The sequence below is a fragment of the Oligoflexia bacterium genome (assembly GCA_034439615.1).
Lineage (GTDB): Bacteria > Bdellovibrionota > Bdellovibrionia > JABDDW01 > JABDDW01 > JAWXAT01.
Genome location: JAWXAT010000009.1, coordinates 20381 through 43143 on the forward strand (window position 1 = coordinate 20381; position 22763 = coordinate 43143).

The 22763-nt window shown below is 39.2% G+C and carries 28 protein-coding genes; 12 read left to right on the forward strand and 16 right to left on the reverse strand.

Annotated features, from left to right (window positions below; translation table 11 throughout):
* Positions 1-42 precede the first annotated feature (42 nt).
* Positions 43-495, reverse strand: coding sequence for an HIT domain-containing protein (locus SGI74_02440; GenBank protein MDZ4676342.1), 453 nt, complete (start codon positions 493-495; stop codon positions 43-45).
* A 70-nt stretch (positions 496-565) separates the two neighbouring features.
* On the opposite strand from SGI74_02440, the gene SGI74_02445 reads away from it, so the two are divergent.
* Both SGI74_02445 and SGI74_02450 read left to right on the forward strand, forming a co-directional pair.
* Complete coding sequence (locus SGI74_02445; GenBank protein MDZ4676343.1) at positions 566-1243, forward strand: hypothetical protein; 678 nt, start codon at positions 566-568, stop codon at positions 1241-1243.
* A 45-nt stretch (positions 1244-1288) separates the two neighbouring features.
* The gene (locus SGI74_02450) at positions 1289-2743 is read left to right on the forward strand and encodes a hypothetical protein (protein ID MDZ4676344.1); all 1455 of its coding nucleotides are present in this window, start codon (positions 1289-1291) and stop codon (positions 2741-2743) included.
* On the opposite strand, the gene SGI74_02455 is transcribed toward SGI74_02450, so the two are convergent.
* A complete protein-coding gene (locus SGI74_02455; GenBank protein ID MDZ4676345.1) occupies positions 2740-4215 on the reverse strand; it encodes a DUF2779 domain-containing protein in 1476 nt (491 codons plus the stop codon). The genes SGI74_02450 and SGI74_02455 overlap by 4 nt on opposite strands.
* An 11-nt stretch (positions 4216-4226) precedes the next feature.
* Positions 4227-5090, reverse strand: coding sequence for a hypothetical protein (locus SGI74_02460; GenBank protein ID MDZ4676346.1), 864 nt, complete (start codon positions 5088-5090; stop codon positions 4227-4229).
* Positions 5091-5210: 120 nt separating this feature from the next.
* Here SGI74_02460 and SGI74_02465 point away from each other — a divergent pair, with 120 nt between their 5' ends.
* Together SGI74_02465 and SGI74_02470 are read left to right on the forward strand one after the other, a co-directional pair.
* Positions 5211-5501: a cysteine-rich CWC family protein gene (locus SGI74_02465; GenBank protein ID MDZ4676347.1), complete on the forward strand. Its 291-nt coding sequence runs from the start codon at positions 5211-5213 to the stop codon at positions 5499-5501.
* A 56-nt stretch (positions 5502-5557) separates the two neighbouring features.
* A complete protein-coding gene (locus SGI74_02470) occupies positions 5558-5812 on the forward strand; it encodes a hypothetical protein (protein MDZ4676348.1) in 255 nt (84 codons plus the stop codon).
* 27 nt (positions 5813-5839) lie between these two features.
* On the opposite strand, the gene SGI74_02475 is transcribed toward SGI74_02470, so the two are convergent.
* The 5 genes from SGI74_02475 to SGI74_02495 form a co-directional block, all read right to left on the reverse strand.
* The gene (locus SGI74_02475) at positions 5840-6415 is read right to left on the reverse strand and encodes a dual specificity protein phosphatase family protein (protein MDZ4676349.1); all 576 of its coding nucleotides are present in this window, start codon (positions 6413-6415) and stop codon (positions 5840-5842) included.
* Between the two features lie 246 nt (positions 6416-6661).
* A complete protein-coding gene (locus SGI74_02480; protein ID MDZ4676350.1) occupies positions 6662-7774 on the reverse strand; it encodes a hypothetical protein in 1113 nt (370 codons plus the stop codon).
* 30 nt (positions 7775-7804) lie between these two features.
* Positions 7805-8077 carry a hypothetical protein gene (locus SGI74_02485; GenBank protein ID MDZ4676351.1) on the reverse strand — a complete coding sequence of 91 codons (273 nt, stop codon included), beginning with the start codon at positions 8075-8077 and terminating at the stop codon, positions 7805-7807.
* A 24-nt stretch (positions 8078-8101) separates the two neighbouring features.
* Positions 8102-8617: a c-type cytochrome domain-containing protein gene (locus tag SGI74_02490; protein MDZ4676352.1), complete on the reverse strand. Its 516-nt coding sequence runs from the start codon at positions 8615-8617 to the stop codon at positions 8102-8104.
* Between the two features lie 17 nt (positions 8618-8634).
* Positions 8635-9882 (reverse strand): ankyrin repeat domain-containing protein, encoded by a 1248-nt coding sequence (locus SGI74_02495; protein MDZ4676353.1) that lies wholly within the window; start codon positions 9880-9882, stop codon positions 8635-8637.
* A 251-nt stretch (positions 9883-10133) separates the two neighbouring features.
* Here SGI74_02495 and SGI74_02500 point away from each other — a divergent pair, with 251 nt between their 5' ends.
* Positions 10134-10622, forward strand: coding sequence for a hypothetical protein (locus SGI74_02500; GenBank protein MDZ4676354.1), 489 nt, complete (start codon positions 10134-10136; stop codon positions 10620-10622).
* Positions 10623-10673: 51 nt separating this feature from the next.
* On the opposite strand, the gene SGI74_02505 is transcribed toward SGI74_02500, so the two are convergent.
* From SGI74_02505 to SGI74_02525, 5 genes are read right to left on the reverse strand one after another with little or no spacing between them, the layout of a single operon-like run.
* On the reverse strand, positions 10674-11036 hold the full coding sequence (locus tag SGI74_02505; protein MDZ4676355.1) for a hypothetical protein: 363 nt from the start codon (positions 11034-11036) through the stop codon (positions 10674-10676).
* 3 nt (positions 11037-11039) lie between these two features.
* The gene (locus SGI74_02510; protein ID MDZ4676356.1) at positions 11040-11333 is read right to left on the reverse strand and encodes a heavy-metal-associated domain-containing protein; all 294 of its coding nucleotides are present in this window, start codon (positions 11331-11333) and stop codon (positions 11040-11042) included.
* A 15-nt stretch (positions 11334-11348) separates the two neighbouring features.
* The gene (locus SGI74_02515) at positions 11349-11975 is read right to left on the reverse strand and encodes a hypothetical protein (GenBank protein MDZ4676357.1); all 627 of its coding nucleotides are present in this window, start codon (positions 11973-11975) and stop codon (positions 11349-11351) included.
* Positions 11968-12513 carry a hypothetical protein gene (locus SGI74_02520; protein ID MDZ4676358.1) on the reverse strand — a complete coding sequence of 182 codons (546 nt, stop codon included), beginning with the start codon at positions 12511-12513 and terminating at the stop codon, positions 11968-11970. Before SGI74_02520 ends, SGI74_02515 begins: the two co-directional genes overlap by 8 nt.
* A complete protein-coding gene (locus SGI74_02525; protein MDZ4676359.1) occupies positions 12510-12992 on the reverse strand; it encodes a sigma-70 family RNA polymerase sigma factor in 483 nt (160 codons plus the stop codon). The genes SGI74_02520 and SGI74_02525 overlap by 4 nt, the downstream gene beginning before the upstream one ends.
* 375 nt (positions 12993-13367) lie before the next feature.
* Between SGI74_02525 and SGI74_02530 the strand changes: the two genes are divergently transcribed.
* From SGI74_02530 to SGI74_02555, 6 genes are all read left to right on the forward strand, one after another.
* Positions 13368-13994, forward strand: coding sequence for a hypothetical protein (locus tag SGI74_02530; protein ID MDZ4676360.1), 627 nt, complete (start codon positions 13368-13370; stop codon positions 13992-13994).
* A 255-nt stretch (positions 13995-14249) separates the two neighbouring features.
* Positions 14250-15107 carry a mechanosensitive ion channel gene (locus SGI74_02535; GenBank protein MDZ4676361.1) on the forward strand — a complete coding sequence of 286 codons (858 nt, stop codon included), beginning with the start codon at positions 14250-14252 and terminating at the stop codon, positions 15105-15107.
* 130 nt (positions 15108-15237) lie between these two features.
* Positions 15238-16725 (forward strand): OmpA family protein, encoded by a 1488-nt coding sequence (locus SGI74_02540; protein MDZ4676362.1) that lies wholly within the window; start codon positions 15238-15240, stop codon positions 16723-16725.
* Between the two features lie 258 nt (positions 16726-16983).
* Positions 16984-17493 carry an HNH endonuclease signature motif containing protein gene (locus SGI74_02545; GenBank protein MDZ4676363.1) on the forward strand — a complete coding sequence of 170 codons (510 nt, stop codon included), beginning with the start codon at positions 16984-16986 and terminating at the stop codon, positions 17491-17493.
* The gene (locus SGI74_02550; GenBank protein ID MDZ4676364.1) at positions 17453-18046 is read left to right on the forward strand and encodes a hypothetical protein; all 594 of its coding nucleotides are present in this window, start codon (positions 17453-17455) and stop codon (positions 18044-18046) included. The genes SGI74_02545 and SGI74_02550 overlap by 41 nt, the downstream gene beginning before the upstream one ends.
* The gene (locus SGI74_02555) at positions 17986-18405 is read left to right on the forward strand and encodes a hypothetical protein (GenBank protein MDZ4676365.1); all 420 of its coding nucleotides are present in this window, start codon (positions 17986-17988) and stop codon (positions 18403-18405) included. The genes SGI74_02550 and SGI74_02555 overlap by 61 nt, the downstream gene beginning before the upstream one ends.
* Before the next feature lie 55 nt (positions 18406-18460).
* Here the strand turns inward: SGI74_02555 and SGI74_02560 are convergent, their stop codons facing one another.
* A complete protein-coding gene (locus SGI74_02560; protein ID MDZ4676366.1) occupies positions 18461-19408 on the reverse strand; it encodes a type I restriction enzyme HsdR N-terminal domain-containing protein in 948 nt (315 codons plus the stop codon).
* Positions 19409-19633: 225 nt separating this feature from the next.
* Here SGI74_02560 and SGI74_02565 point away from each other — a divergent pair, with 225 nt between their 5' ends.
* Positions 19634-20563: a GIY-YIG nuclease family protein gene (locus tag SGI74_02565; GenBank protein ID MDZ4676367.1), complete on the forward strand. Its 930-nt coding sequence runs from the start codon at positions 19634-19636 to the stop codon at positions 20561-20563.
* 93 nt (positions 20564-20656) lie between these two features.
* Here the strand turns inward: SGI74_02565 and SGI74_02570 are convergent, their stop codons facing one another.
* The gene (locus SGI74_02570; GenBank protein ID MDZ4676368.1) at positions 20657-22492 is read right to left on the reverse strand and encodes a PAS domain-containing protein; all 1836 of its coding nucleotides are present in this window, start codon (positions 22490-22492) and stop codon (positions 20657-20659) included.
* Positions 22493-22532: 40 nt separating this feature from the next.
* Positions 22533-22754, reverse strand: coding sequence for a hypothetical protein (locus tag SGI74_02575; GenBank protein MDZ4676369.1), 222 nt, complete (start codon positions 22752-22754; stop codon positions 22533-22535).
* Between the last annotated feature and the right edge of the window lie 9 nt (positions 22755-22763).

Sequence of the window (22763 nt, forward strand, 5' to 3'; positions counted from 1 at the left end):
TTTGAAAATTATTCAAGGTTGGCTCTGTTAAAGTTGATCATATTAATGACAGAGAAATTTTCGAAGCCCATCAGAAATTTCGATAAGTTCACGTGTTTGCGCTCGCCGAGCCATCGGCCATTCGTATATTCCAGTTCCCCAGACTTCTTTTGGAGTGTTGGCATAACGGGGAACAATATGAAAATGCAGGTGTGGTGTTTTATCTCCGATGCGAAATATATAAACATGCTCGGCGTTTAAAATATTTTCTAAAGCGGCACTAATTTTTTGAATCCATATACCTAAATATTTAGCTTCATTTTCGTTTAGTTCTGAAGGGCGAGTAATGTGTCTCTTAAGCTCAATAATGATGTGACCAAAATAGGGGTTTGGTTGATTTTCGAGTAATGGAAAATGTGCGATAAAGAGCGCGTCATTTTCAAAAATTACTCCACCGGGCAGTGATTTAAGATCTTGATGTTTTTGGCAGACGCCACACTTATCGGTCGAGCTCATCTAGTGACGACTATCATGTTGACGCTCTAAAAACAACACGGTAAGACATCTACATATAGGGGAGTCGGGTATGTTAAAAATCTTATTTTTACTGTTTCCGTTTATTGCCAGCGCACAAGTTGTTGAAGTAAATCCTCTGCATTCCACTCTTAAGTTTGAAACCTTAGTAACTAAAACTCTGGTCATTCTAAAAGAACATCGAACTACTATTGGTACTGAAACATATAATTCAATTGTATCTGGTAAAGTTCGTGTTGATGAGTTCTCTGATTTTACTTTTGAAGACTATAAGCATTTTTTAATCGAATTTAGTGAACTGGTCAGCACGAATAAACTTACTCTTGAAGATTACTCAACACTTCAAAATCCTAATTCTACAGCTTTAAAAATTATCGAAAACACAATTCAAGGTTTTGCCTATGGCAATCGTATTTATATCAATGTTCGTGATCACACACCACTGCTGCTTGCTTCTACATTAGTTCATGAAGTGAATCATGTTTTGAACCAATCTGAAAAAGTGTATTATAGGGGGCCTCGTCAGGCTTTTAGAGAAGAGTATCGCGCTTACTATGTTGAAGCCTTATTTATGGAACAAGACCTGTGGGATCCTAGGTTTTGCCGAATGCTTAAAATTAAAGTTTTGGGTTTAGTGAATGACACAGATGAGCTAAATCCTGATGAATTTCCTGATAAGCCTGACGGAAAACTTATACCCAGTTTAATAAACTGGGGTTACGGTGTTTAAAGTATAAATTGAATTTGCCTGCATGCGGGTAACTTTGGGGGAAAAATGAAAAAACACATTTTAGTTTTCATATTAGCATCGGTTTTTTCCAGCGTCGGAGTCGCATGGGCCGCATATCAATTTGGTTATGATGGTTATGATGGCCGAGATGGATCCTCGGGGCAACAAGGTCGCGATGGCCAAAGTGTCACCGTAAAAGCGAGTGGTCAAGCCGAGTCTTTAGTATTACGAGGTGAAGATGGAAGTGAGGGTTACAACGCAGAAAATGGTTCTCACGCATCAAGCTGTTGGCAAGGTCGACCAGAATATAACCTTGTCGGGGCTAGGGGTGGCGATGCTGGAAACGGTGGTCACGGCGGAAGTGGTGGTGATGGGGGCGATGTTCTTGCGTATTACGATAATCCCGCACATTTAAAAACAATTCTTGTTGATGCAGCCCCTGGTCGTGGGGCCTACGGTGGTCAAGGCGGTTATTTTCCTGGCAATGGTTGTCGTTGTGAAGTTTCAACTTGGTACATTAGAAAATGCGAAACACATTATCAAAGTGTAACAACTTGCAAACCAGTTGGTTGCACACAGGGTTCTCAAGGGTGCACATGCACAACAACGCAACAGCCTTACCAAGTTTGCACAGACCATCGCTATTACTGTAACGATGGGCGTGATGGTAATTTTGGTAGAAATGGAATAAGCGGTGTAAATGGATCTTACGGCACACTTCGTTTGGTTCCGCGCTTACAAGATTTAGAAGAAACAAATTCAAGTGCAAGTATCTCCGTTTCAAATATTTTAGCTGGTAACACAACACTTGATCGTCATGATTGGGCTCAACGCCAAGGAGCTGCAAATTTATTTCAAGCGGGTTCACGCGTTCAAGATAGCTATAGTCAATGGGTTGGAAAAACTATGAAGACTATTTCATTTAAATGGCTTGATAGTAGACGACAACCTTCATATTTCCCTCAAAGTTCATTTGAATTAGATCTTGAAGGTCAAGAAATTCTGGTTCGTGGATCAAGTAATCTTTGGCATACACATTCTCAAGAAGTTTTGGGTAATCACAAAACGTATACTGTGATAAATGCCATTCGTGATTCTGAAGTGGCAAATATGCGAATCATTGAAGTTGAAGGAAAACTTAAGGATTTAAATCTTGTTATAGAAGACCTTTCAGATGTTTCAGATTTGGTGAGCACAAAAGTTTTAGTGAAATCTGAGTGGGAGCTAGAAGCCGGTGGTGACTTTGAGGGTTGGTTACCAGAAAATTTAATTACTCGTCAGGGAAATAAGATTTACATTAATTTTGGTGGCATATCTGGCATCAAGGCAAAGAAGTTTGCAAAATACTTTGGAGAAAAATTTGAAGTAGATATCAAAATCCAAAGAGAGTTTGCTCGGCGTGCAAAGTATGTGACTAAAGATGAGTTGCCAGTATTTGAATTGAAAAAAGATCTCAAAAAACCACTGCCTCTTGAGATTAAAATGGATGATGAATTTTAATTAATTTTACTTAGCCATTGAACAAGCTCCACCATCGCCAGCGTATCTTGTCTGCAGTAAGCGACAAGGGAATGGTAGAGCTTTTCTTTTTCTTCTTGTTTTAGTGTTCCAAAAGCCATTTTCATAAACGCTTGTTGTGCTTGTTCGCCATGTTGAACCTCAAGATTTTTGTAACTGAGTTTTTCACCTATAATAGCAGGAGCTACACTTTTGATTCCAAAGCTTCCTAAAAAAGCAGGATCATAAACTGAGTTTCTAAAAATCGGTAGCGGATCAACCAGACGTGAGGCAAAATCTTCAAGTGCTTTAGAATATTTTGGAAAATCGTCCGCTAAATCTCTCATCACACCTGCTTCAAAGGCCTTGTTGTAGGCAACGATACTTCCTTTTTCACCAACACCATTGACTAAAGCTTTTGCAAATTCGTCGCGTGGGTCTGATGAGTCTTTGTGTAAGTATTCAAAGTGGGTGAGTTTGTTATCAGTGGTCAATATATGGCAGCTAAACTGAAAAGGAACTTGTTGGTAGGGGCTCGTGCCATCATAGAGTGGTAAAGCGCTGCCAATGGTTTCAAAATCTAAGAAATAAAGTGGGTATTCCCATTCTTTAAGTGAAGTTTTGATATTTTGAACATCAACCCAACGTTTTTTAGTTTGCAAAACTTCAACAGCTTTTTGTTGTTTGTTTTTAAAGTCTGAAAGTTTTAGTTTGTCGATTTCAAAAATTCCTTTTGAGTAAAACTCCCACGCTCGTTGCCCAATGGCGGGAATATCAAACACACTTGGTGTTGGGATGTGCTTCCAGCATTCACTGACAAATGGGCATTCGTAGGGAGAATAACAATGGGGGCCTATTTCTTTTTTTGGTTCAATAGCATTTTCGATGATTTGTTTGAGAGGCGTGATTGTTTTCTCAATATTGTAAATTGCAAGTTCAACAGGTTTTGTGATGTTTTCAATATTAAAAAGTTTATCTAAATCAGGCGCAATGCATGCATTATCAATATGCATGAGTGAAAACTTATCTGCCTTAAAGCCAGCATTTCTTAAAACCCAACTTTGAATAGCTACATCGGTAATATGTTCATCTTTAACTTTTGTTGAGCTTTTAACTTCGATCACATGCCAAGGTGAATTTGCATTTTTGCGCGTGAGAATATCGATGCGGGCAGTGAAGTTTTCAAATTTAAATGTCGCTTCAAAAAGTGTATTTTTACCAGCTTTAATTGCTTCTTGAGTAAGGTAGATGGATTTATCTGTGTCCCAATATTCAGCGTCAATTAATACTCCATCGGGAAATTTTTTTTGTGCAAATACTCCGATTTTATTACCTTCGTCAAAACGGGCTTGCGTTGCTGCATCTGCTTTTGCTTCAAGTTCTGGTTTAAAGACGGTGAGGTACAGACTCTTCTCGCATTGAAGGCCGCGCATAATTCGAGACTTAGATAAGGTCTTTGATTTGGGGTAATTCATGTGTCTCCATATTATATGCTGAGGTCTAATCGCAGTAATTCGTCGGTTTGTTTTTGTACAGCTTTTAGTTTAGTAATAATCTCTGGCCATTCTAATTTTAGCCCACGTGTGATCGGGTCAATGTGTATTGGGTAATAGAAATTAAACGGATCTTTTTCTCGTGGTATTGCAATCTGTATATAAAAAAGTCCGGGAGTAATTTTTCTAGCAGGTAATATGTTAAATTTTAGCTGGTCTTTTGCATTTTCTAAATGATTTATCACTAAACTGAGCAAATCCTTAGATACATTTGCAAATGAGGCAGCGTCTTTTTTGATTTCAACTGTTGTTTTTTGGCCCACATTAATTTTTAAGTATTCAAGTTGTTCTGTGAACCGAGCTGTATCTGAGTATGCTGTAGCCTCGTCTGACTGAAAATGTGTTGAGTAATCTTTGGGTAAACGAGGGTCTAGAATGCCACTTGCTGCTTTAAATCGCAGTGCTCTTAAGAGTGAAATTCCATCAGATGTTTTAATAATCTCTGCATCGGTTCGTGCATGAATCATCTCACGACTTAGTGCCATCACCTTGCGAATCAATGTGACTTTTGGGTTGAGAAGTATGCTTTGAGGGCTTGAGATGTATACTGAGTCTGCATAGCCATAAGGTGCCCAGTTGCCTGACCACTCGGTAACAGTTAATTTCAAATCTGTTTCTGCAATTGTTTTTAATGGCATAAAGAGTGTTATCCATTGGGCTTCATCTTTATAGGCTTCAATATTAAGCAAAAAGTTGCATGCTACAAAATTTGAATCAGCTCTGGCGGGCAAAACAACCAAACTAATGAGTAAAATGAATAAGCCCATGATTGGTTTCACTGTTCTTTTTTTAAACACGTGTCTAAACTCCATACAGTGATTTAACTGTTTTCTTATTAAATCTAATACGACTTAGTAAGCTTGAGTGATTTGTTATCTATCAATTCACATATTTGGATTTTCAATATTGAGGCCATAATGAATATCTGTGAACGTTGCGGTCAGAAATTTGGATGCGGAATAAAAACGGGGAGCTGTTGGTGTCAGAAAACAGCCTCTCTTGTACCAATTCCAAAACAATATAAAGATTGTCTGTGTTCCCCTTGCCTTGAGACTTTTACAAAATCTTCAGCAGCTGCAGTAGGCATTGGAGGGCTCATCGAGGGTGAAGATTTTTATTACGAAAATGGCCTCATGGTTTTTACCCAAAGCTATCATCTAAAAAAGGGTGAATGTTGCAAGAATGATTGTCGGCATTGCCCGTATTGATCGCGGGCGGCATATGAGTTGCTGGATAACTTTATTCAGGAGATGGGAGATAACTCATGAAAAAATTATATCTAGTTTTGATGGTTTTTGTAACCTTGATCACGGGCTCAGCTTTTGGAGCTGTAAAATGCTTCGCTATTCTACAAAACTCAGAGTCGAATCTGGTTTTTGAAGGAAACTGGCATGGGGGCTTACTCGTATGCAGGCGTGCGAAGGCTTCGGCTAAGTTGGCCTGTGAGGCATCCACAGCTTCTGCATGTAGTGTAATTGAATGTATAAATCAGTTTGAAGAAAGGGGAGTTTGTAAGTGAACCTTCACTTATAAATCCCCAGCGTGATTATTTTTTTACAACGCAGTGTTTTTCTTTTACTGAGCAAGGTCGTCCATGGATATAGTCATTGAGCGCTTGTACTTGAGGCTTAAGTTGTCGGTGCAAAAACATCCATTTTCCAAGATCATACATAACATCGGTGGCCTCTTTAACACTTAGGCCCTGATATTTCATTTGGTAATATGCAGCTAGTCGACCTGTGCGGTGGCATCCACAACTGCAACGAAAGGCAATCTTTTTGCCTTGGGCTTGTGCATCTTTTACCCAATTATCAAAGTCGCGCAAAAAACTCTCACTCATCGGAATTTTAGCTGATTGGCTTTCATTGTAGACAACCTTGAGTGTTGGGCAAGCACCTTGATGTTTAAATTCATATTTTTCTGCTGTTCCAGAAAGAACTGTCATTTCTTGAATTCCAAGTTTACAAAATTCTTTCATGTCTTTTTCGCTAGGTCGACTGGTTCGATATATTGCAAAGCCAGTTGTTGGATTTGAATCTATTAAATGTAAATTGTTAGCATTCGCTGTTGAGTTTAATCCTAATGCAATAAAACAAAAAGCAATCCACTTAGAATGAATCATATTTTTTCTCCTCCATGAGAGTTATAAAACTAACGCCTGATTATTTATTATCGAGCTAAGTTGGCCTTATTTTGAAATAATGTGTTTTGTTTTAGAATTTTTAGACGAAAGTCGGCGGGTCTTTAGTAATGATATGAGCCAGACTTTTTGCCTGGCTCATATTTTACTTAATAGTAATTTATGAGGTGTGTAAAGAATTATAATTTGAGTGTAGATAATGCCAGAATGTACAAAGAATGAATGATATCACGGGTAGAAATTCATCATGAGCCAGGCTACATCGATGTACTGAGAGAACTGCGAAACTCTCAACTGCTTTTGCCAATAGAGATTAAATTCGAAATGCGGTCTTGGAAACCACTGTGTGCCTATTCCGTAAGCTCTAGAAACAGTGTTGCTATCATTAAGATTTAGCTGTGAATATTCTTGAGTCACGTATCCGTGAAAACCTTGTATGAATTCATAGTTGAGGCGTTGGTAATTTACAAAGCCTGGCAAAGTTTCTGGTAAACTTTTTGATTTATAACTTTGATAATCAAATTCTGAGAGCAAGAAAAACTTTTGCGTAAAACCCAAAATAAAAAACGGACCCGCTACATGCCTAGATGCAGTGTTGTTTTCGCCGTAAAAATAACTAACCCCTGCTTTATACCGCTCCATAAAGAAATAGCTAACTGAACTGCTCAAGCCCTTTTCACGATTTAAACGAGTTGCATCGGGGCGACCGAAAAGACCTGTAAGATAGGCATTAAGGTTCTCACCTAAGTATGAAGCTTCAAGATTGTAAGTCTCAGTTCCTTGATTAAATCCAAGACCTGAATCATTGCCCTTAGTAACAGCATTGTGTTCAGGCATATTGATGCCAAAGTTATGGAGAAACTTGCCTGCTCGCAAGTGAACTTCTTCAGTGGGCTTATAAATTAAAAAATGTCGCCGGCTAAAGAATTCGCCTTTTTGAGGTGGTGTATGAATACTTCTCTGAACGCCGCCTGAAACAACTCCCGCCCATTTTTCAGATGTGGCAGCCATTTCAAGGTCAGTTTGCATCGGAAAAAATGCAGCTTCTCTGAGTGTTGGGGTATCTCGATAAATTTGAAGGAATCTTAAATCACCTCCGCCATGTATCCATGTTGGAAACTTAATTGCTCCATAGGCGAATGCGCCTTCACCCTCGCGACCCCAAGTTGAAAGAACCTCTTTAGTGAGTTCGCGACCGTAAGGTGTAAGCACCCCGCCGCCTGACGGACTTACGTGACAGGAAATACAGTTAACGTAGCCGTGTCTTACCATTTCTGGAAAGCCAACAGCTTCGTTTGGTCGAAGAAAAATACACACTGTTAAAAAAAATATTATTTTCATCATTACCATCTACCAGTGATAGAGCCCGCATTAATTGACTCTATCGCACATGACATTTGTTCCCATCATGTGACAGCTGTAGCCAATCACTTTGCTATTAGTTAAATAAATCTTAACCTGTACTTTTGCTCCTTCAGGCCAACCTTTGACTCCTGTGTAATTCACAAGTTGGGCAGCGTAATCTTTTTCAAACTTTTCAGTGGCGACTACGATTGATGCAGCCGTCATTGAAGCTTTGTTCCCATGGGCAAAAGAAATTACAGGCAAAAATAATGCGGTTACTACTAAAAGTTTATTGATCATATAGATCTCCTATCCTTTGGTTAATTAATTCCCAGGTGTAGAGCAAGGTGAATCACCTGGCTCACCACTTGGGCGCTCGGGGTCACAAGGTTCATTATCGTCAGGTGGCTCAGTAGGTGCTGGTGTTGGCGAAACTTGGGGTTGATCTTCAAATTCTTTTGCACCGTTTTTAATCCAACCGTAAAGAGCTTTTAATTCCATTTCTTGAAGTGGTGCAGCACCCTTTGGCATGCGGCCAGAAGCTGCAGCCGTATAGAGGCTACTGCTTTCAGGATTTCCAGGAATCACAAGGGGAGGGAAGACGGCATTATTCATGATTTTATCATATGAAGAAACATCAATACCATGAGGAGCCGAAGCCCCAGAATGACAACTCATGCATTTAGATTGAATAATATGTTTTTGAACTGACGCGAATGTCGGCTGGAGTCCACCCTGAGACTTGATTTGTTCAGGAACATGGTTTTTATATTCTTTGAAAGTACAACTCGCAGCAAAAGTAGCGCTGACTAAGATTATACAAAATAAAATATTTCTCAAACCTACCTCCGACGCGATTACATGACCATGAAACTACCTTGAGTTTGTTGGGGAGCTCCATGTATTCCACAACTAAAGGGAAAGGTTCCAGTTTTTAGCGGTGTGATTTTTTGTTTTACAGGTGCGCTGCCCATCGTCATTAACTCAATACCCAGATCAGGTGCGGTGAGCATAAACATTTTATCTGCGCGGCCAGACAATACAATCTCTACTGTTTTGTCTTTGTATATATGAACCATAGTGGGGGAGCATGTTCCATCAGCATTTCCTGTGATTGTTTCAACAGCTGCGACTGGAGTGAGAAGTTCTAAGAGTTCAGCGTATCCCTTTTTTTCGGCCATTGTATAAGCCGTGAGCCCCTGATTATTTTTTAAATCTAATTGCGGGTTCATTCGGAGAATTGTTCTTACCATGAGCTCATTACGAGATTGAGCTGCATAAATGAGAGCGGTGTTTCCGTCTTTGCCTTGGGCATTGATATTTGGCTTTGCATCTCGAAGTGCATTTACCTCAGTAACACTATTAGAATAGACGAAGTTAAGTAATGGTGTTCGTTTTGAAATAGGATCTCTATCTTCAAGATTTGCACCTTCTTCGATAAGAAGCTTGATGATATCTGTTAGAAAAAGTGAACCGCGAGGTCCGCTGAATTGATTTCCACAGCCCGTATCACTCACGCGTAAAAAGGCTGAACAACCAAATTTATCTTTGTAATTTACATCTGCGCCACACCGCAGAAGTCGCTCGATATCTTTTGGAGTGCCTTGAATTGTTGCGGCTGACCAGTCGGTGTAAAGAGCTTCCGGTTTTGGACAAGGAGCTACTTTGGGAAAAAATTCTCCGTCAAATGAACAGGTCATGTTTTCATAGCGACGCTCTAAACCATAACCTTGAGGTCTATTAGGAGGTTGTTGATATAGAATTAAATTACCCATGAATTCTTGTGGATTCTCAATCTTACTAGGAATAGTGAGTTGCAAGAGTATACCAATTGTTTGGTCTCTATAGAGAGTATAGTCGGCCTTACGAACACGTTCAACCATGTACTCGTCTTTGAGTTTATCAGATGGATCTTCACTATTATTTTCTACATTGGCATAGAGATATGCGCGTCCACCAGAGAAAGGTGGGAATTTTGGTTTAATCGTCAGAGTAGTTGTAATCTCTGGGACATCGCCAGTAATAACCGTACATTTTATTTCTTCTGCAGAAGAAATTTGCGTAATCGCAAAAGAACTTAACAAAATAATTTTCAGCATTCTCATCAACTATCCTTCCCATAGGAGTATTCACTTCATGAGTAGACCCATAACTGTCAAATGACTAATTTTAAGTAAGAAAAGAATTACTGTTGCAGAATGTTTAAGGGTGGTGCGTTTTGCACTTTCAGTATCAAAACGTCTCTACTTAAATAATTTTTAAGCACTAGATTCGTTCTGAGTTCTAGAATGGGTGGAATGACTCTTGCTAATTTGACCTTCAGTTGGGAAATTATTATTAACAAATGGAGAGAATTATGAAGGCAAAGTTATTTTTATCAAGCGTATTATCTATACTATTTCTATCCTCGGCATCATTTGCAAGTCATCCGACAGTTGAGGAGATGGCTGAAGTTATGCGATTAGCTCATCGCGTGGCGACTGTTACTGAGCAGGTTCATAAACAAGCTGAGAATGAAGCCTATAACGGTCATGGCGGTAATTATCAAGAGCGAGCTCTTGTTGCGCTACATCGACTTTCAGAAAGTGCAGAACATTTTCATCATCAAGCGGAGGAATACTATCAAAATCCACAACATACAGAACGTGATTTTGAAAACTTGATGCACACTTTTTCAAATACTCGACAAGAACTTTACTACGCTCATTTTTCTTCTTATGTAATGCGTAATTGGTACAGAGTAGAGCGCTCAGTAGCTCGATTAGCATACATGTATGATTACGATGATCGCAGTAATGATGATGACGATCACGGCAGAGGTCCACGTTACCCACGCCGCCGATAAAAATTAAATGCCTCGGGGGCGCCAATCGGCGCCCTTTTTTTTTGCCATGTTTTAACTCAGAAGTTGAGGCAAAAACGCAAAGCCAGCACCGATCAAGTATAAAACAAGTGAGAAAAAATAAATCCAAACGGACCAATCACGAGTGGTAGCACAGGCTTCGCCAAGTTTTGGATCAATGGGACATGCTTGTTTGCGAGCTCTCCATTGCATGTACCCAGCTACTGAAAGCATCACAGCACCAAATATAAAAAAATATATTTTGTGCTCAGAGATCCAAATTAGCTGCGGAAAAATTCCAATGAGGCCAGCAAAAGCTGCACCTGCGCCGAGCACTACAAAAAGTGCTGGGAGCGCACAGCACACAAGCGTGCTGATAGAGGTAAAAAGACTCAAAAATGAACTTATTCGTTTCATCTCTCACTTTCTCTCTATTTTCTCAACGGTGTAACCGGCGTCTTTTAATGTTTGAGTGATCTTCTCATTACTCAATTCTTCGCCTTCTTTAAATTTCAAAGTGACCGCTTTTTCTTCAAGCTTCACATCAACAGTGGCAACCTCGCGTTCGGCTTTGAATTTCTTTGTAATTCCTTGAGCGCAAAAACCGCAAACCATACCATTCACTTCAATTTTAGCTTCTGTTGCTATTTTGCCTTCAGCAAATGATACTTGAGCATTCAAAATTAGAGTGGTTATAAGAATAAAAAATTTCATAAAATATTCCTTTCCTTAAAAGTGAAACATGAAGTTCAACATCCAATCACCCTTAGTGCTCACGCCTGTCTCCCAAAGAACGCTTTTATAAAACATTCTGTAAAGGGGAGTGATTACAAATTTTTGCGTGAGCCCTGGATGATATTGGGCTTGAACCATAAACCAACTAGCAATTTCATTAAATTCTGCCTCGTAAGGTGCCACACCTAAACGAAACTCAGCCTTATGAAATGGATCGGCAAGATTTGAATACATAGATTCCCATCTTCCCAATACGAACCACTTTCGGCTTTCAGCATCCGCTTCAATGCCCACAAGGCCAGCGTTACCATTTATCTCTTTGAATCTTGCGCCGCCGTACCCAGCATAAGCATAAATATTTGCTTGCGACTCAGGGTTATTCCAACGCTTCACTAGGTAATTGATCTGTGGAAAATAGGCTGCAAACTCTCCTTCAGGCATTTGCATTCGTGTAGCACGAGCTGCAATTGCAGCATCACTTGCAAAACTGTAATTCACCCAAGAATCACTCAAAAATGATTGATTCCATGTCATAACAGCAAGCGCATATTTGTAAGATGTCGGATGAGCGAATGATGCAGATGAAATCAAAAATGAAATTATAAATAAAAGTTTAACCATAGATCACCTTCTGTCTGATCCAGCGGCGAGTCACCCAGCCTAGTTCAAGTGAAGTAATTCCGCCTAAGATCGAACCCGCCATCCATGCTAAGGTTAATGTTTCAAATACTTCAGCTCCTAAACAGAGAAATGTTCCGACAGTAAGTAATGTTAGAAGTATTAACTGAAGGGTTTTGTTTTTTCTTAAAACTTGTACTTCTTCTGGGCGCATTGCAATAACCGACGCAAGCAAAGATGATCCGGCAAAAATAACGCCGCAGCCAAACATACAAACCGTTTCGCCGTACTGCATGAGTACATGCATGATTCCATGAGAACCGGTGAGACTAAAACCGAACTGAGGGCAAAAAAGTAAAACTGCAAATCCAACAAGGGCCTGAATAAGACTAATTTTAGAAAACACTTTCCAAGCACTCGGGTTCAGATCTTCTCTGACACGTTTAAGAATGTTTTCGCTAAGGCCTAGTGGTGGTTGCACAGATTCTGCGTCAACAAAGCCTGTGAATTCTTTAATCCAAGTTTTATTGTCATTACTCATTTATTCCCTCGAATTTTTCTAACAGCTCGACTGATTATTTGGCGCACATTTACAGATGAAGTCTTCATTCGATCGGCAATTTCTGGAAAATCAAGACCATCTTGATATCTCAGTGCAAGTGCCTTTCTCTGTGGCTCAGAAAGAGTTGAAAGTGCATCAGAAACCGAAAGTGCAGCTTCAGCGCCCGAAGCGCTTGCGAGATTATCTAAGTGAACTTCATTCATTTCGACTTCTGGCTTTTTTAATCTCAAATAATCAATCAATGTGGTTTTACAAATCGTAAATAGCCACGGAGCAAACAAAAACTGCGGCGTGTATAAATGTCTAGACTTATGAAGTTTCAAAAAAGCAGATTGAAATACCTCGTCACGGTCAGTCCTATTAAAGAGCCTCGAAGAAAGATAAGAATAAATCTTTCCTGAATAACGTTCATATAATTCATTAAATGCAGCCGCTTCCCCGGCTTGGTAGGCTTCCATAAGCTCCTCATCAGTTTTGTTATGGCCAGTTATCATTGAGTTTCAGTGCCTTTCACTGGGTATTACGGTGAGAATCATGATTTGTGACAAATAAATTTCATCACTCATTAAATTGCTAATTTTGCTTATATTTCAAGGGTCATTTGCATTCTAAATTTCAATTTGTGAGTTTTTTGGTATGCCCCATGCTCTAAGTGTAGGTGTTTAGCTAGAGCCGCTGAAAGTTCTCTGGATGAAATGTCCAGTACATAGCGTTTAAAGTTGCAACAAAACTTTTGCTTAAACCAACTGGGCGTTGGTATTAAGGACCTCTGATTTATGGTTAAAAATGAGGAAAAACTTGTATATTTCCTTGTTTTTAACCATAATTAAAACATGAAGAAGGTAGCTAAAAAGCGTGGACGGCCTGTGAGTTTGGATTTTAAGAGCCAAGATTGGGCGACCTACGGTGTTTTGAAAATCAGTGATTTCAAGAAGGCGGGGATATCTACTTCTTCGCTCTACCGTTTGGTCAAGACCGGTGAAGTAGAGAAGCTAGATACTGGTTATTATATCCACAAGAATTCTGAATTGCTGGGGGTAGAGCGTGAGTTTGCATTGGCATGCGCGAAGTTTGGTCGTCAATCGGTTATTGGAGGATTGACTGCACTATTTTACTACTCACTCATAGAGCAGATACCAAGTCAGGTTTGGGTTCTCGTACCAAGTAGTAATAAGAAAAAGCATTCAAGGTATCACTGCGTGCACACAAAAGTTTCATCTAAAGTGGGCGTAGTAGTTAAGGGCGCATATCGGATTGTCACAATAGAAAGAGCATTGGTTGAAGCATTGAGGCTTTCAAGCAAGATTGGGCTAGACACTGCATATGCGGCCATTGGAACTGCGTTGATAGAGAGAACGACAACAATCGAAAAGGTTCATGCTGAAGCGAAAAGTTTAAAGCTTGAAAAGTATTTTAATCAACACTGGGAGGCCATTGTGGCCATGTCAAAAAACCAATGAAAAATCAGAAAGATTTGGCCCAATCAATTAATTCTCGATTAAGTCAGGTTGCTAAAAAGCGCGATATAGAGTTTTTGTACATACTCACTGAATTTTTAATTGAAAGATTAGTTGTTAGACTTCAATCCAATTTGGGCAAATGACTTCGATATTGCTTTCAGTGAGCTTATCACCAAGATTAAAAACTATATCGATTAGTGCTCGTTTAATTAAGTAACAGTGTACTTCCCCCGCAAAGCTCACTAAAATCTAGAAATGAACAAATTTAGCCAAATCTTAAATTATCCAATAATTGTTTTAGGTACTAGCACCATAACTTTATATGGAATTCTTTTAACTCTTGGTTTTGTGCTGGGATTTATTTATGTGAGCTCAAAAATTAAAGGCTGGTTAATCGAAGCCATTTCTAAAAGACATGGAATCGACATTAGTAATTGGCGTGCGGTAATTACATTAAGCTACTATGCAATTTTGGGAATCGGATTAGCTGTAATTTTGCAAACCACTGGTCTTGACCTAAGACTTTTCACAGTACTTACAGGAGCTATCGGTATTGGTGTTGGTTTTGGCATGCAGTCTATTTTTAGTAATTTTATTAGTGGAATTATTATTCTCTTAGAAAAGCCACTTAAGCTTGGCGATCGAGTTGAAGTCGGAACTGTTACAGGTAATGTGCAAAAAATTTCAGTACGCGCGACCACTATTATTACTAATGAAAATTATTCTATTATTGTTCCCAATTCAGATTTTATTTCTAAACAGCTGATTAACTGGAGTCATTCCGGTAAAGACGTTCGTGTAACCATTTCTGTAAACGTATCTTATGACTCTGATCCATTAATTATTGAAAGACTTCTTCTTGCAGTTGCCGATAATGAACCTGGTATATTAAAAACTCCAGCTCCAGAAGTTCGTCTCGCAGAGTTTACAGAGAATGGAATGCGATTTACTCTATTAGTGTGGACCCAAGAATATAGTGACCGTACTAATTCGCTTAAAAGTTTGCTTAACCTCAGTGTTCTTAAATCATTTAGAGCAAATAAAATATTAATGCCTTTTGCTCAAAAAGATCGAGCAACTCACAATGTCTCTGAATTAGAGGCGTCACTTTAATCATTAGTACTCTTATCATTTCAACACGTTGAAACTAAACCCGATATTGATTGTATTAGCCTGATAAAAGGCGCCTACTCAATTGAAGTTATATTTGAATGTCGTCGAATTTTATCTCGAAAGGATAATAATGATTAAAATAAATAAAGTTGTTTTAGCGTTTGTGTCTGTTCTTTGTCTTTTAACCTTCATGGCTTGTTCTACAGGCGGGAAAAAAGCAAATATTCCAAGCAATGCTGATCCTAAAGAAGAAATATCAAAACTTGAAGTAGATATTCGTACAGCGATCTCAAAAAATGTTGATGTACTAGCTCCTGATGAATTCGAAAATTGTAATGAATGGCTCTCAGAAGCTCGGTCAGATTTCGCTGCAAAAAAGAACCAAGAAGAAATTCTAGAAGATTTAAGAAAAAGTCGGGGTTTTTTAGAACAAGCCTACGCAACATCTGTAAATCGCGAGTCAAAAGCTCCTGGTCTTTTTGTTGCTCGCCAAGCTGCTCTATCTGCAGGTGCGAGTTCACAGCCCACTTTAGAGAAAGAACTAAAGAGTGTTGATTCTGAAGTCAGCTCTAATGCTTCAGAGTTAGAAAATCTCAAAACTGATGAAATTGTAAAACTACAAGATCAATACATTAATCTTGAAAGACGTGCGGTTATTCTGACTCAATTAGGTTCGGCGCAAGCAAAAATCAATGGCGCCCGAAAGGATCGTGCAGAAAAGCGCGCCCCCTTAACTTTGAAAAAAGCGGATTTGTCTTTAAAAAATTCAGAATCTGTTATTTCAACAAATGTGCGAAATCCACAGGGGTTTCAAGTTTCAGTAGCTGAAGCAAATCGCGATGCTGCTATGTTGTCAGATGTGATGAATACAATTAAAGAAAACGGCAAATCTTTGTCAGAGGCCGCAGCCATTAAAATGGTTAACCAAAATAACCTAATAAGCGCAATGAATACTGAAAAAACAAACACTGCAAATAAAACTGCAGCCGATGCTGCAACTCTTGCAACTAAAACTGCGGCAGATGCAGAGAATCTTGCGAACACCAATGCTGCAGACGCAGAGAATCTTGCAAACATCAATGCGGCAGCAGCAGCGTCACAAGATGAAAAGAACAGCCAGTTAAATTCAGAGATTCAAGGTAAGGACAAAGATCTTACAACTGCAAATGACAAAGTTGAAATTCAACGGGTCATTGAGCAAGCGCGAAGTGAATTTAAACCCGATGAAGCTGAAGCTTTTCAACAGGGTGGAAAACTTGTAATCCGAATGAAGAACGTGAATTTCGATAGCGGACGATCTGACTTACCAGGTGCTTCGCTTTTAGGGTTAGCAAAAGTTTCTAATATCGCAAAGACCTTAAATGCTTCAGTGATTGAAGTTCAAGGCCACACTGATTCAGTTGGTGGCGAATCAACAAACAAAGCTATTTCTGAAGCCAGAGCAAGTTCAGTTGCATCTTATTTTAAGTCTAACGGATTTAACGAAATTAATGTGCTATCAGCGGGCTACGGTTTTTCTAAACCTATCGCGACAAACAAATCAAAGTTAGGTCGCGCACAAAACCGTCGTGTGGATATTATTATAACTCCAAAAACGACTGAGCCAACTTCGCTTTAAAATTTTATTGATCTTCGAGTCAAAGGCCAGCGCCAGTAGCGTTGGCCTTTTTTTTGCGGCTAATTTAGCCAAATCTAGACCCATTAATCGCACTCATAAGAATGTTAGCTCCTCATCAGGCCCATTCCTGATTTTATCATAAGTAGCCAACCAATTCCTTCGTCCTCAAACTAGACCGAATACCTGTACAGCTTTTTTACCGCACTCCAAACCTATAAATATTCACGAAATTGACGCTCGCTGTGCCGATAAGTAAGTGTGAAGAAATTTAAATCAAATTTTAAGCTGCTTTTTATTTCCATTGTAGTTCTGGCAATCGGAGCAGTCTTTTCGATCATCAGTTGTGCGAAGGTTCCAACTAAATATACTGAGAATAAAATGGAGCCGCAAAAAGCTTCCGTCGAAATTTCAAATATTGATTTTAAGTTTTTCCTTTGGGTTATTTTGGTATTCGCGTTTGTTTGGGTTATCAGCCGTATAAGACGCACAAGCCTCACAAAGCATGAGAAAATTAAGACCTATGCTGGGTATTATGTAAGATCTAAATCAGGGAAGCTTGTGCACCGGTGGGTTGCTGAGAAATATCTCGGTCGTAAACTTTATCCCAATGAGATTGTACATCACATTAATGGGATACGAGATGATAACTCTTTGTGGAATCTTTGTGTGATGGACAGAGAGAAACATGAACATTTTCATGCTTGGCTAAAATGGCAAAAAGAAAAGAATGGGTTTTATCCACAGCCAAATCATAGATATTTTCAATAAAGCAAAAACACAAACTGAAAAAGCCTGGCTCGGCGGAGTCGCTGCCATGGGGGATTTCAGCCAGTACATCAGTCAAACTGATTTTGTATCTAAATTAAACAATTATAAAAGTGAAGTTTCAAAAGCTATGGATGCTGGTTTTGAGGCTAAGGGCTTAATCGACATTGAAACTAATCTAAAAATTTCACCTTCAAACCATAGAATTTTAATTGAGGGTCATGGCTTTTTTGAATCAATCGCTGAAGCAAGAGAAGTAGGCGAGGCTAAAGGCTGGTCTGATTCTGAGACGTTTACCACTTGGTTTAAATCCTATTTCACAGATCTCTCATCACCTGCGGGAATGCCTGTCTTTGGTAAGTTAACTGATGATGCTTATGCGTTTTTGAGATCGTTTGATGTGAGTGAGGAAACAGCACGAGATCTACTCACGGTGAATGGGCAAGAAGCTTTTGAGTCACTTGTAGGTGGCACGTTAGCAGCGTTGGATTATTCATGTCATGGAAGAAACAGGATAAAGACAACTTCTCAAAAGCACTTGGAGCTATTGGTTTAGGTGGCGCTGTGAGTATGAACCCAGTGGTCTTAGTCTTTATCATTGTAGCAGCAGCACTAGGGTATAACACACTTGTTTGTCACAAAGCTGTTACTAGAGGGGTCATTTTTAGTTCAACTACAATGCTGACAAGTTTTTTAATACCCGGTCCATTACTTTTAGGTGTGGTACCTGGAATTGTTTTAGCTACTTATGTGAATAAGAAGATGGGTAAGGATTTTGATCTTTCAGCTCAAGTGAAGATTATTTATGGGAAGGTTATTGATCCTGTTGAGCGGGAGAAGATTGTGGCGAGTGTTGAACGACTCATTGAAGATCTTCGATCGAAGACGTCTGAATTAGTGGATAAAGTTGGATGAGTACATCATAGTGATAATTCACTCAATGCGTGTCATTCACCCGTGTATTTTTAAATTATGCTGCGTCTTTCTTTTCTGTAGGCAAGGGTGGAAGTGCGACAGTTTCTGTTACAGTTGATATTGGTAGTGGAGTGGTTGAAGCAGCGGGCGGCTGGAGAACTGCTGGAACCTCAGCTGTTAAATCCTTTGTTGCAGTTCTGCGTTGTTTCCTACCTGCACGCTTTTGTGACTTAACATACTTTGCTAGTTCAGCTCGTTTTACGTCATTCCAATCTTTAACTGCATCATCGAGACCTTTTTCGACAAGCTCGAATATTGTTTCGATAAGAAGTTCCACATTAACTTTTAATTCAAATTCACCGCGAATAGTCTTTGCTATATTCTTTACGACATCAACAGACAAAATAGCTCGTGCGAGTGATTCAGGAGAAAAAGCTGTAGCTTCTTTTGCAGATTCTTCCCATTCATTTGAATCAAATGTAGATTCGTGAAAATCGGTTAGATACCAACATAATTCTTCTACTGCTTTTTTAGAGATATCTATATCTTCTGCTCCATTTAATATATCAAAAGCATAGACTTCTATGGCGCCAATTTCTGCATCGGAAAAATCATAGAGTTTCCATTCAAAACCATTACTGAGAATACCCCAGCGAATCCCTAGATGATTCAAATATTCGCCAAGTTGACTTAGACCAGATCTATAATTTGATTTTTCAAAATCAAAACCAAGTTTTTTGATTTCAACAATGAATAACGGCTTATTGTTTTTATTAACTATAAGATCAGGTCGTGTTTTACCTTTTGCTTCTTGTGCCGTTACCATATAGCCATTGGTTGCTGTGTAGCCTAAACAGTTTACAAGAACACGTTGGCACCAGCTTTCTACATCAGACTCTTTAGTTGCTGTATTCGCAGCTAAAGCTTTGAGTTGATGTAAATGCTCTGTTACTTGATCAGACATTTGACGGATAAGTTTATCCCGTTTTGTTTCGCGTGCCATTTGTGCCCCCGCAGTTTGTGCATATAGACTATCGGCCAGGGTTAAGTGGTTCTGAAGTTAATCTTAAAAATATTTTCTATTGCTTAATATTTTTACAGAAATCGAAACGTTACTGAAGGGACGGTAGGTGTGTTGTGTGGTTTGTAAACAATATATATATATGACAACGTACTTAACTCAGTCCTATCTTTGTGACCCTTGGGTTTCATATTTTATACCAAACAAATGATTTTAGAAGATGCAAAAAAATACGAATCACGAACGGGCTGGTATAAAGCAAGCCCGAAACTATATCGAGCTGCAATCCAGAGGGAAATTCTTAAACAAGCCTGTAGGCATATGTTCAGGTTGGGTAACAAAGCACAATGCTATATTTATATCCTAGAGTTTCAAGATAAGTCTTTTTATGTCGGAATTACAGCTAATCCTCAATATAGGTTAAATCATCACTTAACAAGACATCCAAAAATAAAAATAAAATCCAAGACTGTTCCATACAAATTTTTACTTTCTCAAAAATTATATCCAGCTGAAATTGCTGCAAAAAAGGAAGCGCAATTAATTCAAACGTATTTAAATAAAGGCTGGTCTTCGATAGGAAACCCCAAAAGAGCTGGTCACCTTGGTGGAGCTCACAGGAAGTATACCACGAAAAAGCAAATTTATGAGGTAGCAGCGAAATGTAAATCCAGAACAGACTTTATCAGGAACTACGTTTTAGCATATGTTACAGCCATTAGCATGGGTATAGTTCAGGAAGTATTGTCTCAATTTAAACCGTTAAAAAAATTAAACGGTTATTGGAACACTAGGACTATTAAGTATTGCTTGTCTAAATCAGCTACGTGGAAAGATTTTCGAGAAAATTATCCACAAGCATATGGAAGAGCTCAGATAATGGGAATTTTGGATTCACTGAAAAAATATTCTTGTCACTTCGGAATATCATACGAAAAAAAGCCACCAGGTTATTGGAGTATCAAAAGGCATAGAGATTTAGAAATTAAACGGTTAAAGAAAAAGTTTAAAAATCAACAAATTACCATTCGTATTATTTTAGAAGAGAGCTCAGGTCTTTATAGGTATTTTTGTAACTCAGGTCAGCTTCAATTATTTAGAAAAAACTTTAATTTGAAGTGGCCATCTCGTTCGTGAAAAAATCACTGCACTCCACCGTCAGATCTCCCAAATCTTTTGTCTTTTCATTGATCCAGGTTTGAATAAATTCAGAATGATTTTGATATTTACTCATCCTGGTCTGCTTGCACTTGACATTTCTGTGTGAGAATTTTGCTCTTGAGCAAATGGCCGTGAGTCTAAAGGAAGCTCCACTACAAATGTAACGCCCCTACTTGGTGTGCTTTCTACTTTAACTATTCCGCCATGAGCTTCTGCAAGGCCGCGCACCAAGGTTAATCCTAATCCCCATCCAGCTTCACCACTCTTTTCAGCAGATTTAGTTCTGTGGCCACTATCAAAGATATTAATCTGCTCTTCGGGAGTTAGTGGTTTGCCTTCATTATGTACTGCTATTTGCACCATTTCATTTATTTGACTTAAACTAATAGACACAGGGGTTTTCGGAAATCCGTATTTAACTGCGTTATTCGCTAAATTCTCGATAACTTTTCTTAAACCTTGGCAATGCCAGTGGCCGCGAATCTCTTTCTTAGCACGAAGAATAATTCTATTTTCGTACATCAAATTCAGCTCTTCAACTGTGGCAGTAGTAACTTCTGTGAGATTGCAGGACTCGATTTGAATTGGAAGTTTATGACCCGACCGAATTCGATTTGCGTCTAAAAGATCTTGAATCATCATGTCAGCTCGTTCAAGGCTTGAAACAATCTTACTGACAGATTGAACCAGGCTGTCTGTTGCCGGCTGATTTCTAATTAAAATTTGAGCGCCTAGCTTGGCCGCTGCCAGTGGATTTCTAAGATCATGGCTAAGAGTTGCCACGAACTTTTCTCGAATCTCGCGCTCCATTTTGAGATTTTCTAAATCTATACGCGACATATCCAAAAGATGTTCGTTCTCGCTTTGAATCCGAACCTGGTCATCAATATCTGTATTGGTTCCAAACCAACGAATAATTTTTTTGTTTAAATCTAGAATTGGCACAGCTCTAGTTAAAAACCATCGCCATTCGCCATTTTTATTTTTAAGTGGAAATGTTAATTCCCAAGGCTCATTTTTTTTCCAGGCTTGAGAAATAAAATCAACCACTCGCTCGACATGGTCTGGGTGATGCACTCGAACCCATTCTTGACCTTTCATTTCTTCAAGTGTTGTTCCTGTATAATCGTACCATCGCTGGTTGTACCAATAAATCCAACCATCTCCATTGGCCATCCACGTTAGCTGTGGAATTGAATCAGCAAGCGTTCTAAATTGGCGCTCGCTATCTTCAATTTTTTTTCGATCTAAAATTTTATCGGTAACATCTATTGCATTAATATGCACACCGTAGGGCTTTCCATGAGCGTTCAAGATTCTCTTATAAGTAAAATCAAAATATCTGTCTTCTGGTGAGCTTTCAGGCTGCCGCTTTAAAAAAACGTTTATCTCCTTGCCAATGAAGGTCTCGCCGGTTTCATAAACTTTATCCAATAATTGTTTAACAAAAGGTTGATCTATCAATTCAGGCAAGGCCTCAAGAAGTGCCTTTCCAACAACATCTCTGTGACCGATGAGTTGCAGATAGACGGAGTTAACTTTTTCAAAAATATGTGTGGGTCCTCGAAGCAAAGCCATTGCAGTTGGCGACTCAGCAAAAAGTGCTTCAAATTTTTCTCGCTCGGTATCAGCATAATCTTTCTGCTGCTTAGTCTCAAGAAGTGACATCTGAAGATTTCGACGAGTCTCATCGAGCGCCATTGAGAGCTCCATCGCCCGCTGTGCAGATTTGCTTTCTGTATCGACCTGCCCTTTTGCCGTTAAACGGACTCGCTCATTGTGAAGGGCTGCCGCGAGGAGTGGAATAAGAACACTTATTTCAAATGCCCGATCAAGATCAGGAGCTCCGCCTAGCAATACCAGAATCGAACCATCTGAAGCGGCAATACCGATTACAAGTGTCAATTGATTGTCGTAAGGAGATATTAAGTGGGCTGTTTGATTTCTAGTTTCCTGGCACTCTGAGATAAATTCTCGCCATTTTCGCCCCCCCTGGAAGAGTTTGAGGAAATCCTGGAGCAGGGAGTAGAATATTTAGAGTGCTATCTTTGGTGAATAACAAGAAATCGACAGCGCCTAAAGCGTTGGCAAACTTTTTTGCAGCTCCAGGACGCTCTGCAAGATCACTCAAACTGCCGATAAAAGTGAGAAGTCTTTGATCTAACACTTTTTAACT

Bases quoted from the DNA above. Each gene is read 5' to 3' on its own strand.
- SGI74_02455 (MDZ4676345.1), bottom strand. From the start codon at position 4,215: ATGAATTACCCCAAATCAAAGACCTTATCTAAGTCTCGAATTATGCGC.
- SGI74_02480 (MDZ4676350.1), bottom strand. From the start codon at position 7,774: ATGAAAATAATATTTTTTTTAACAGTGTGTATTTTTCTTCGACCAAAC.
- SGI74_02520 (MDZ4676358.1), bottom strand. From the start codon at position 12,513: ATGAGTAATGACAATAAAACTTGGATTAAAGAATTCACAGGCTTTGTT.
- SGI74_02525 (MDZ4676359.1), bottom strand. From the start codon at position 12,992: ATGGAAGCCTACCAAGCCGGGGAAGCGGCTGCATTTAATGAATTATAT.
- SGI74_02535 (MDZ4676361.1), top strand. From the start codon at position 14,250: ATGAACAAATTTAGCCAAATCTTAAATTATCCAATAATTGTTTTAGGT.
- SGI74_02475 (MDZ4676349.1), bottom strand. From the start codon at position 6,415: ATGATTCATTCTAAGTGGATTGCTTTTTGTTTTATTGCATTAGGATTA.
- SGI74_02560 (MDZ4676366.1), bottom strand. From the start codon at position 19,408: ATGGCACGCGAAACAAAACGGGATAAACTTATCCGTCAAATGTCTGAT.
- SGI74_02445 (MDZ4676343.1), top strand. From the start codon at position 566: ATGTTAAAAATCTTATTTTTACTGTTTCCGTTTATTGCCAGCGCACAA.
- SGI74_02440 (MDZ4676342.1), bottom strand. From the start codon at position 495: ATGAGCTCGACCGATAAGTGTGGCGTCTGCCAAAAACATCAAGATCTT.
- SGI74_02510 (MDZ4676356.1), bottom strand. From the start codon at position 11,333: ATGAAATTTTTTATTCTTATAACCACTCTAATTTTGAATGCTCAAGTA.
- SGI74_02540 (MDZ4676362.1), top strand. From the start codon at position 15,238: ATGATTAAAATAAATAAAGTTGTTTTAGCGTTTGTGTCTGTTCTTTGT.
- SGI74_02470 (MDZ4676348.1), top strand. From the start codon at position 5,558: ATGAAAAAATTATATCTAGTTTTGATGGTTTTTGTAACCTTGATCACG.
- SGI74_02505 (MDZ4676355.1), bottom strand. From the start codon at position 11,036: ATGAAACGAATAAGTTCATTTTTGAGTCTTTTTACCTCTATCAGCACG.
- SGI74_02555 (MDZ4676365.1), top strand. From the start codon at position 17,986: ATGTCATGGAAGAAACAGGATAAAGACAACTTCTCAAAAGCACTTGGA.
- SGI74_02485 (MDZ4676351.1), bottom strand. From the start codon at position 8,077: ATGATCAATAAACTTTTAGTAGTAACCGCATTATTTTTGCCTGTAATT.
- SGI74_02495 (MDZ4676353.1), bottom strand. From the start codon at position 9,882: ATGAGAATGCTGAAAATTATTTTGTTAAGTTCTTTTGCGATTACGCAA.
- SGI74_02515 (MDZ4676357.1), bottom strand. From the start codon at position 11,975: ATGGTTAAACTTTTATTTATAATTTCATTTTTGATTTCATCTGCATCA.
- SGI74_02500 (MDZ4676354.1), top strand. From the start codon at position 10,134: ATGAAGGCAAAGTTATTTTTATCAAGCGTATTATCTATACTATTTCTA.
- SGI74_02450 (MDZ4676344.1), top strand. From the start codon at position 1,289: ATGAAAAAACACATTTTAGTTTTCATATTAGCATCGGTTTTTTCCAGC.
- SGI74_02565 (MDZ4676367.1), top strand. From the start codon at position 19,634: ATGATTTTAGAAGATGCAAAAAAATACGAATCACGAACGGGCTGGTAT.
- SGI74_02465 (MDZ4676347.1), top strand. From the start codon at position 5,211: ATGAATATCTGTGAACGTTGCGGTCAGAAATTTGGATGCGGAATAAAA.
- SGI74_02550 (MDZ4676364.1), top strand. From the start codon at position 17,453: ATGGGTTTTATCCACAGCCAAATCATAGATATTTTCAATAAAGCAAAA.
- SGI74_02530 (MDZ4676360.1), top strand. From the start codon at position 13,368: ATGAAGAAGGTAGCTAAAAAGCGTGGACGGCCTGTGAGTTTGGATTTT.